Origin of the sequence: Halomonas sp. MES3-P3E (assembly GCF_002836035.1) — a bacterium.
GTDB lineage: Bacteria > Pseudomonadota > Gammaproteobacteria > Pseudomonadales > Halomonadaceae > Vreelandella > Vreelandella arctica.
Map to the genome: position 1 here is coordinate 1 of NZ_PJBT01000126.1, position 645 is coordinate 645.

Here is a 645-nt window from a genome sequence, read left to right on the forward strand (position 1 = left end):
GCGGGGCTTGTCGGGCTATGGTTACTGCTGGGCGCTGGGGCCTCGTTGGTCATGACCCCCACCGGGCGCCTGCTCAAACGTTCATGCCAGCCGGAGGAGCGTCCAGCGCTGTTTGCTGCCCAGTTCTCGTTGTCACACAGCTGTTGGCTAGTCACCTATCCGTTGGCAGGCTGGCTGGGAGTGAACCTGGGACTGACGGGTACGTTCGCTTTGCTGGGAACGGTGGCCCTGGCGGCAACGGGGCTCGCGGCCCTGATCTGGCACGCACATGACCCGATGGCTCTTGAGCACGAGCACGCTGCCCAAAGTCACACCCACCTGCACTACCACGATGAACATCATCAGCACGAACATGAGGGATGGGAGGGGCCGGAACCTCATCGCCATTCCCACCATCATTCCCCAGGCTCACATGGGCACGTCTTTGTTATCGATGACCACCATTCCCATTGGCCATCGTAAAACGAGTAAGGACGCGGGCTTGGGAAATAAACGTGGGATGCGAACTGCCAATCTTACTAACGCGGGTATACAACATGCTCACCTTTTATTAAGGCGTAATATTAATAGGAGGTTTTTGCGCAAAGTAAGCTTTAACAGGCTTGCTAGTGTGGCAATGTGTAGGTGTAAAGAAAACGACGCAAT

At 56.1% G+C, this 645-nt stretch carries 1 protein-coding gene; it reads left to right on the top strand.

Annotated features, from left to right (window positions below; genetic code table 11):
- Positions 1-462 (top strand): MFS transporter (locus CXF87_RS12240; protein ID WP_157826536.1); only part of this gene is annotated, 462 nt, incomplete at its 5' end.
- Positions 463-645: the final 183 nt, after the last annotated feature.